This is a genomic window from uncultured Bifidobacterium sp. (assembly GCF_959020155.1).
Classification (GTDB): Bacteria; Actinomycetota; Actinomycetes; order Actinomycetales; family Bifidobacteriaceae; genus Bifidobacterium.
In genome coordinates this window covers 1-8,445 of record NZ_CAUERC010000045.1, presented here as the reverse complement: position 1 = coordinate 8,445, position 8,445 = coordinate 1, and the positions used below count along the sequence as shown (strand labels likewise).

Sequence of the window (8,445 nt, the reverse complement as noted above, 5' to 3'; positions counted from 1 at the left end):
ATAATCCTCCGGATCGGCCTCGGCACCGGCGAAACGCAGCAGACCGTCGGCAAGCTTGGGGGAATCCTGCTCGGCCACGGCGAAGATCATGTCCTTCAGCACGGAACGGGTTTTGGCGTTGAGCCGGCCAGTCATGCCCAGGTCGAGCAGCACGATCTGCCCACCGCGCACCATGATGTTGCCGGGGTGCGGGTCCGCGTGGAAGAAGCCTTCGTCGAGTACCTGCGTGGCGTAGTTGTCCACGAGTTTGGTGCCGATTTCCTTCAGGTCGTAGCCGGCTGCAAGCAGCTCGTCCGGATGGGAGACGGAGATGCCTTCCACGTAGTCCATGACCACCACGTGTTCGGTGCATAGTTCCGGGTACGGCTTCGGGCAGTCCATGTATTTGTAGCGTTCGCAGAATCGTTTGAATTCCGCCAGATTGCGCGTTTCGATGAGGAAGTCGGTTTCCGATTCGAAAGTGTCCCACAGTTCCTCGACCACGCCGGACAGGTCCACCACCTGCGCGCTGCGCATGGTTTTGGTGGCGATTCCCGCGATGGTGCGCATGATGGACACGTCCTGCGCCATGGTTTCGCGCACGCCCGGACGTTGCACTTTGATGGCCACGTCCTCGCCGGTGAGCAGTTTCGCACGATGCACCTGCGCAAGGCTGGCCGAGCCGAGCGGGGTGGGGTCGATATGGTCGAAGATCTCGTCCACGGGCCGGCCGTATTCGTCCTCAAGCACCTGCAGCACCGTGCTGTATGGCATGGGGTCGGCGTCGGCGCGCAGTTTGGACAGTTCGTCGCAGAACGATTGCGGCAGGATTTCGGAGCGCATGGACAGGATCTGTCCGACCTTGACGAACGTGGGGCCGAGCGCTTCGAGCATGAGACGCATTTTGACGGGCGTGAGTCCGTGAACCACGTCGAATTTGTTGGCGATCTGCGCGATTTGCGCAAGACGCCGGAGTTTGCCGCGGCGGGTCAGATGGTAGCGCGCGGAGAACGTGTCTTTGCGCGCTCCGAAGATGCCGATGGTTTCGGACGATTGCGCGTTGACACCGGCCGCTTTGCCGGTATCGTCCGTTTCGCCGGCATCGTCCGCGGATTCGTGGGCAAGCTCATCCGTCAGTCCGTTTGCTTGGGAGGCGGCGTCCGGCGAAGGGTCGGCCGTGGGGTTGATGACCGCGTTGACCCTGTCGGACAGCGTGACGGGCTCCACGCTTTCGGGGCGTGCCGCGTCCGGCTTGTCGGATGGGTGTTTCAAAGACATGTCACTGCTCGCAAACGGTTGGGAAATCGGCTGGAAAGCCCGCGATGCCAGACGAACGTTTCGCCGGCGTCGCGCGGGCATAGCAAATCGCCGTCCGGGCGCTCACATGCGCGGCAGACGGCGATACGAAAGACTGGAGCTACTCGGCCTTGTCTTCGGTTTCGGCCGGGGCTGCATCCTTGGCCTCAGGGGCTTCCTTAGCCTCTTCGACCTTGTGCTTGAGTTCGGCGTTGAGGGCCTTGCCCTGCTCGACGGTCAGCTCGCCCTTCTTGACGAGATCGTCAACGATTTCCTGGCTCTTCTCAACAGTGGTCGCCAAGGCACCGACGCCGGCGAGAAAGACCTTGCGCAGGCCGTCACCAAAATTAAAATCAGCCATGATGTCCTCCTTTAGGTGATGGTGGTACCACTCTATCGCATTTTCTTCACATCTGCGCCGAGCGAAACCGGTCAATCGCATAAAAAGTGGCGGATATCCGGCGTTCAGCGCAGGCGGTGCGATTGCCGGCGAACCGGCATGGCAGCCGTCAGCGCGGACGGGACATGGCCACGCGACGAGCACGGTCGGCGATTTCGTCGATGCGATGCAGGGCGGCCCGTTGCGCGTCCGTCTGTCCGGCGGCGGCCGGATCGAACGTGCCGTAACGGCGCTCGACGGCGGTGCGGATCAGGAAATCGGCGATCGCGGGATTCTTCGGCAGCAGCGAGCCGTGCATGTACGTGCCGATCACGTTGTGGACGCGCGCGCCTTCCGTATGGTCCTCGCCGTTGTTGCCGGTGCCGTCCTGTTCGACGGTGCCGAGCGGCTGCACGCCGTCACGCAGGAACGTCTGTCCGGAATGGTTTTCGTAGCCGATGATCTTGCCGAAATCGGCGGAGGTTTCCGTAAGATTGCCGATCATGCGTGTTTCCTGGCCGACCGTGTACGCGCCGATCACGCCGATGCCGTCGAGTCGGGAGCCGTCGACCGTTTCGAAATACTCGCCGAACAGCTGGTACAGGCCGCAGATCATCAGCATCGGCACGCCGTCCGCCGCGAGCGAACGCAGCAGGTCGGCGCGTTGGAAGAAGTCGTCGATGATCTTCTTCTGGCCGGTGTCCTGGCCGCCGCCACCCAGAATCATGTCCACGTGCTCGGGCCAGTCGCAGCCCTGGTTGTAGGCGTGTACGCGCGGCTCGTAGCCGTACAGCGCGAGCCGGCGCTGGATGGTGAGCACGTTGCCGGAATCGCCGTAGATGTTCATATCCTTCGGATACAGCGACACGATGTCGATGACCTGGCTCATATCGTCTCCTCGTCTTCCTTCCGCTGTTTTGCTTTGCGATTGCGCGGTTTCGTTTCGCGCGGCGCTCACTTGCCCACGCCGGCGTCGGCCACGTCGGCGATTTTGGCGAGCGCGGCACGCGTTTTCAGCATGGCCGTGTACGTGCAGTAGATGTGTTTGGGGGTGCCAGAATTCGCGTTCACGAAGTTCACGACCGATTCCTCCAGGTCGGTGCTGACCGATTCGACCGGCACCTGATCGTATTCGAGGCGCAGGGCCATGTCCCACGCGCGTACGCCGGACACGGCTTTGACGCCGGTGCCGCGCAGCGAGGTGAAGTCCACGTCCCACAGCCAGCTCATGTCGCGGCCGTCGGCGTATTCGTCGTTGATGCAGATCATGGTGTCGCAGCCTTCGGGCTTGAACGAGGCCAGCGACAGGCGGAAGCCCATGGGGTTTTTGACGAGCAGCAGTTCCACGGGGGTGCCGTTCACGGTGATGACCTCGCCTCGGCCGAATGCCGGTGTGACCTCGCCGGCGGTGTCGATCATGGCCTGCGTGGTGGCGTGCGCGAAGGCGATCATACGGGGTGAGACGCCTGCCGCGCGCAGAATCTCGTCCGCAGCGGCCTGGTCGATGGCGTCATGCGAGCCGTTGCCGTCCGTTTCGGTACCGGTATCGGCACCGTCCGCGTCGACACTGTCGGCGAGCGCGTCTTCGAACGGCAGGAACATCGCCTGCGCGTCCGCTGCGACGGCGCGCACCACGGCGAGCGCGGCGGCCGCGTTGTACAGGTTGTATACGCCTTCCAGTTTCACGGCCGTCTCATACGTTTCGCCGTCGATCGCGAAGGTGGCGCGGTGGTCGCCCACGGCGCGCAACGTCACGTCGGCGGGCAGCGCGTCGGGACCGTCCTGCGGTTGCGATGTGGCCGGCGCGGCAGCCGCAACGGCATCGGCAGTATCGCCGGCATTGCCCGAATCGCCAATATTTCCGCCATGTTCCGCACTGTCGTGCGCTTCCGCGTCAACAGTGGTGCTCATGTCGTCATCCGACGGGAAGAAGCCGCGCAACGATTCGTCAAGGCCGAAGTAGCGTACTTCCACGCCGTCTTCCGTATGCGCCACGTCAGCAAGACGGGCGATGCGCGGGTCCTCACGGTTGAGCACGACGGTACCGGTGGTGGCTTCCGCAGCTTTGGACAGCAGTCGCGCGGTGTTGTCGATCTCGCCGAAACGGTCAAGCTGGTCGCGCATCACGTTGAGCAGCAGGCAGTAGTCGGGCGGCACCTGCTTGACGAAATGCACGGCGTACGCCTCGTCGAGTTCCAGCACCGCGATGTCGGCGTCGAGTTTGCCGGAAAGCGAGACTTCCGCAAGCAGCGACGAAACCACGCCACGGGTGAAGTTCGAGCCGGTCGGGTTGGTGAACACCTTCAATCCGAGCGATTGCAGCATGCTGGCCACCATGCGTGTGGTGGTGGTTTTGCCGTTCGTGCCGGAGACGAGCACCACGCCGAGCGGCAGTTGCGCCAATGTGCGCGACAGGAATTGCGGGTCGATGCGTTCCACGATTTTGCCGGGGAACGCGCTGCCACCGCCGTGCGCCAAACGGGAGGCCGCGCGCACGGCCTTGCCGATCAACGGGGTTGCGAAGGAATTCCAAGCCATATCACACCGCCTCCTGCTGGGACTGGTAATCCTGGGGCATGTCCTTGAACTTCGAATACGCGCCAAGGAACGCAAGATTGAACGTGTCGGTCGGACCGTTACGATGCTTCGCCATGATGATGTCGGCCTCGCCCGGGCGGTCCTCCTTGTCGTAGGCGTCCGGACGGTGCACGAGGAACACCACGTCGGCGTCCTGTTCGATAGAGCCGGATTCACGCAGGTCGGACAGCTGCGGCTTCTTGTCCTGACGCATTTCGGGGCCACGGTTCAGCTGGCTCAGTGCCACCACCGGCACTTCCAGCTCCTTGGCGAGCAGCTTCAGCGCACGGGAGAAGTCGGACACTTCCTGCTGGCGGCTTTCCACGGCCTTGCCGGAGGTCATGAGCTGCAGGTAGTCGATGACGACGAGTTTCAAATCGTTCGTCTGCTTCAGTCGGCGGCATTTCGCGCGGATTTCCATCAGGCTCATGTTCGGGCTGTCGTCGATGAACAGGGGCGCGTTCTGCAGCTTGCCTTGCAACTCGTTCAGGATGGCCCAACGTTCCGGCGTGATGTCGTCCGCGCGGCGCATGGCGGCGAGCGGAATGTTGGATTCAGCGGAGATGATACGTTGCGCTAACTCGTTTTTGCTCATTTCCAAGCTGAAGATGATGGTCGTCAATCCGTGATGCAGTGCCGCGGAACGGGCGAAATCCACACCGAGTGTGGACTTGCCCATGGCCGGCCGGCCTGCCACGACGATCATCTGGCCGGGCTGCAGGCCCTGCGTCACGTCGTCGATGTCGCGGAAGCCCGTCGGCACGCCTCGGGACACTTCGCCGCTTTGCAGACGGTCGAGCTGGTCAAGCGTATCGGCGATGACGGTGCCGATCGGCGCGTAGTCCTGCCGCACTTTGCCGGTGGACATCTCATATACTTCGGCCTGCGCCAGGTTGACGACGTCTTCGGCCTGCGAGCCTTCTGCGGTGTAGCCGAGCTGTGCGATTTTGGTGCCGGCCGCGATCACATTACGCAGGATGGCGCGCTGATGCACGATGTCGGCGTAATACGTGGCGTTTGCGGCGGTCGGAACCGATGCGACCAGGCTGTGCAGATAGTCGGAGCCACCCACTTTTTCCAGATTGCCTTCGGCGAGCAGCTCGTTGGCCACCAGCACGGCGTCGACCGGCTGGGAGGCCGAGAACAGTTTGATGACCGCTTCGTACACGGTTTGGTTGCGTGGCTGGTAGAAGTCGGACACGTCGATCATCTGCGATACTTCGCCGATGGCGTCCTTGCTCATCAGCATGCCGCCCAACACCGCCATTTCGGCGGCGTCGTCATGCGGCGGCACGCGGTCGAACAGGGCGTCGCGCACGGCTTGGCCGGATCGGCCGTTCATGCCGTTCGCACCGTTTCCAGCGTTCGAAAATCCGCGGTTCTGCGCCGAACCGTTGTTCCAAGAGTCGTTCTCCGCCATGTCCCTCCAACCGCAGCAGTCAATCGAATGTGTTCAATACCGAGGAAAACCATAATACGTGCGTGCCGTCACGACCGGTGTTGCATTGAGATTATGGATGAATCTCCGCATCCACCGAACGACACGCGCGAATGGCTTTGGTGTGGATAAGAAAGTCGAAAAAAAACCGAGTTATCCACATATTGGGGATAACCATGTGGAAAACGTTTCGACTTATCCACAGAGTGGGGATAACTGAGTGGACAACTTGGGGACATCCTAAAGCATGTACCCCGATTCCCTTATTTCGATTTGCCGAAGTGAACGGAAGGTGATATGCACCCCGCTTTTCCGTAAACGACGAGAAATACGGGGGCATATCGGCTTGGCGTATGCGAGAAACCGGTGCTCACATGTGGTATCGGGTGGCGTTGTACATGGTGCGCACCAACGTTTCACGCCATTTGCTCCACCCGTACTGTTTGGAGATGGTCTCGCCGGACGTGGCCCCCAACGAGGAGCCGTCGGCGCGGGTCAGGTCGAACAGCATGTCGAGCAGCACGGGATTATGGTCGAGCCGGCCGGCCAGATCATCGCCGACGTTGGGATCATTGGGATTGCGGCCTGTGGCGAACTCCGACAATGTCAGATGCTCGCGTACCAGCAGCGTGACCCAGCGGACGATGTCGCGGTCGAATCCCATGCGTTCCACGACCACGGTCGCATGCCGAGCGCCTTCCGCCGCATGGTTGGCCACCCCCGGTCGTTTGCCGATGTCATGCAGGATGCCGGCGAGCAGCAGCGCCTCGTAATGCCGGTCGTCGTACCGCCCACCGCTGGGTGTTTCACGGCCGAGCCGCGTGACGACCTCCACCATGTGCCGGTCGATCGTATAGCGGTGCGCGGCGGACGCGCTTGGCCGGTTGCGCACGCCCAACCATTCGGGGATGAGCTTGCCGGGCACGTCGATGAAATCGATGTCTTCCCACACGTTGAGCAGCGCGGGGCCGGAAGCCAGCAGTCGTATGAACAGTTCACGCGATTCGTCCGTCCAGTTGCGGTCGCCGATAGGGCATTTTTTGAGATTCCGCAACGTTCCCGGGGCGATCGGCAGTCCGTATTCCGCGGCTGCGACGGCCACGCGCAGCACGAGGTTCGAGTCGGCGGCCGGTTCCGCGCCCGGAGCGAGCACGATTTCCTCTTCATGCTTGGCCACGCCGGGGGCGATCACATCGAAGGTCGGTGCCTGACGTTTGCCGCCGCCGCGCGGCTGGAACACTTGGAAGAAGGCGAATCGCGGCTTGTCGTGCGTCAGCGAATGCTCGGCGCGCGACGCGGTGGAATCAAGGGAGAACGCGATCTGCCGACCAACGCGTGCCAGCAACGTTTGCAGATCGTCGATCGACTTCGCCTCACGTTCGCCATCGGGCAGCGTCGGATCGGCCAGACCGAGCATCGCCGCGACTTTGGCTTGGTAGGGCGATAGCAGCATGTTCGTATCTTTGCCGGCGACCAGATGGATGCAGTCGCGCACGTCCAGCAACCGTTCGACGGCGTCGTCATACGTGCCGTGCGGACGGTCGGCAAGCCAGGATGCGGCGAGCGCGGACACCAATACGGAGTCGCGCAAACCACCGCGTGCCTCTTTGATGTCCGGCTGGTTGATGTAGGCCATGCGGCCGAATTCGTCGAGGCGCGATTTGGCGGAGCCGAGCAGTTCCGACAGACGTTTGCGTGCGGCCTTGCGCCATCGTTCCAATATGGATACGGCTGTGCTTTCGATAAGTCCAGTGTCCCCCGCGATCGGCACCACGTCCAACCATCCCATGGCTGCGGGCAGGTCGCGGTCGGTGACGGCCTCGCATTGCGCGACGGTACGTACCGACTGGTCGAGGTCGAGGCCGGAATCCCAAATCGGATACCACAGTTTGTTGGCGAGCTCGTTGAGCTGCTGGTCGGTCAGCGCGTGCGGTTCGTAGATGACCACCAGATCAAGGTCGGAGCTGGGGCCCACCTGTCCACGTGCCAGCGAACCGACCGCGCCGAGACCGATGCCGGTTGCCGGAACATCGAAGGAAACCGCCTCGCAGGCTTCGTTCCACAACTGTGTGAGATTGCCCATGGCCAAGTCCGTGCGGGCTTTGCGTTTCGCCGCGCCATTGCGGTAGACGCCGTCGGCGTCGGGCTGGCTCATGGCCATGAACCGTTGTTTGAGACCATCGACTGCTGAAGTCATAACGCACGTTCCTTATGAAACCTATGACGACTTATGACAATCCCCGCACGGCGCGAGGCACGTACGGGGATGTGTCGTAATTGATAACCCGAACTTCAAGCCCGGGGGTCTTTATTTCATCTTGTCCGAATCGGCCCGATCACAAGGCCGGACGGATCAGATGGCGGCGGAACCGGTTTCGCCGGTGCGCACGCGGGTCACCGAGTCAAGCGGAGCCACCCAGACCTTACCGTCGCCGATGGTGCCGGAGCCGGCGGACTTGACGATCACGCCAACCAGGGTTTCGGCATCGGCGTCGTCGGACAGCACCTCGATGCGGATCTTCGGAATGAGATCCACGGTGTATTCGGCGCCACGGTAGACCTCGGTGTGGCCGCGCTGACGGCCATAACCGTTTGCCTCGGACACGGTCAGGCCGTGCACGCCCGCGGCTGCGAGGGCTTCCTTGACATCGTCGAGTTTATGGGGCTGGATGATAGCGGTAATGAGCTTCATTTCACTTCACCTCCTTGAGGACGGAGCTGGCGGTACCAGCAAAATCGTAAGCACGTTCGCCCTGGTCGGCAAGATCGATGCCGC

At 62.3% G+C, this 8,445-nt stretch carries 7 protein-coding genes; all 7 read right to left on the bottom strand.

Annotation, left to right across the window (positions count from 1 at the left end):
- The coding region (locus tag Q5H31_RS07890; protein WP_302457654.1) for an AarF/ABC1/UbiB kinase family protein at positions 1-1,257 on the bottom strand (1,257 nt) is incomplete at its 3' end.
- Positions 1,258-1,396: 139 nt separating this feature from the next.
- Entirely contained in the window at positions 1,397-1,636 is a 240-nt protein-coding gene (locus tag Q5H31_RS07885) for a phasin family protein (RefSeq protein WP_033499564.1), read from the bottom strand.
- A gap of 148 nt (positions 1,637-1,784) precedes the next feature.
- Positions 1,785-2,543, bottom strand: a complete 759-nt coding sequence (locus tag Q5H31_RS07880; protein ID WP_011742662.1) for a type 1 glutamine amidotransferase — start codon at positions 2,541-2,543, stop codon at positions 1,785-1,787.
- A gap of 65 nt (positions 2,544-2,608) precedes the next feature.
- Entirely contained in the window at positions 2,609-4,192 is a 1,584-nt protein-coding gene (locus Q5H31_RS07875; RefSeq protein ID WP_021913219.1) for a Mur ligase family protein, read from the bottom strand.
- A gap of 1 nt (position 4,193) precedes the next feature.
- Complete coding sequence (gene dnaB / locus Q5H31_RS07870) at positions 4,194-5,651, bottom strand: replicative DNA helicase (RefSeq protein ID WP_011742660.1); 1,458 nt, start codon at positions 5,649-5,651, stop codon at positions 4,194-4,196.
- Positions 5,652-6,039: 388 nt separating this feature from the next.
- Positions 6,040-7,866 (bottom strand): nucleotidyltransferase domain-containing protein, encoded by a 1,827-nt coding sequence (locus tag Q5H31_RS07865; RefSeq protein WP_302457653.1) that lies wholly within the window; start codon positions 7,864-7,866, stop codon positions 6,040-6,042.
- 156 nt (positions 7,867-8,022) lie between these two features.
- Complete coding sequence (locus tag Q5H31_RS07860) at positions 8,023-8,361, bottom strand: P-II family nitrogen regulator (protein WP_003807443.1); 339 nt, start codon at positions 8,359-8,361, stop codon at positions 8,023-8,025.
- Positions 8,362-8,445 lie beyond the last annotated feature (84 nt).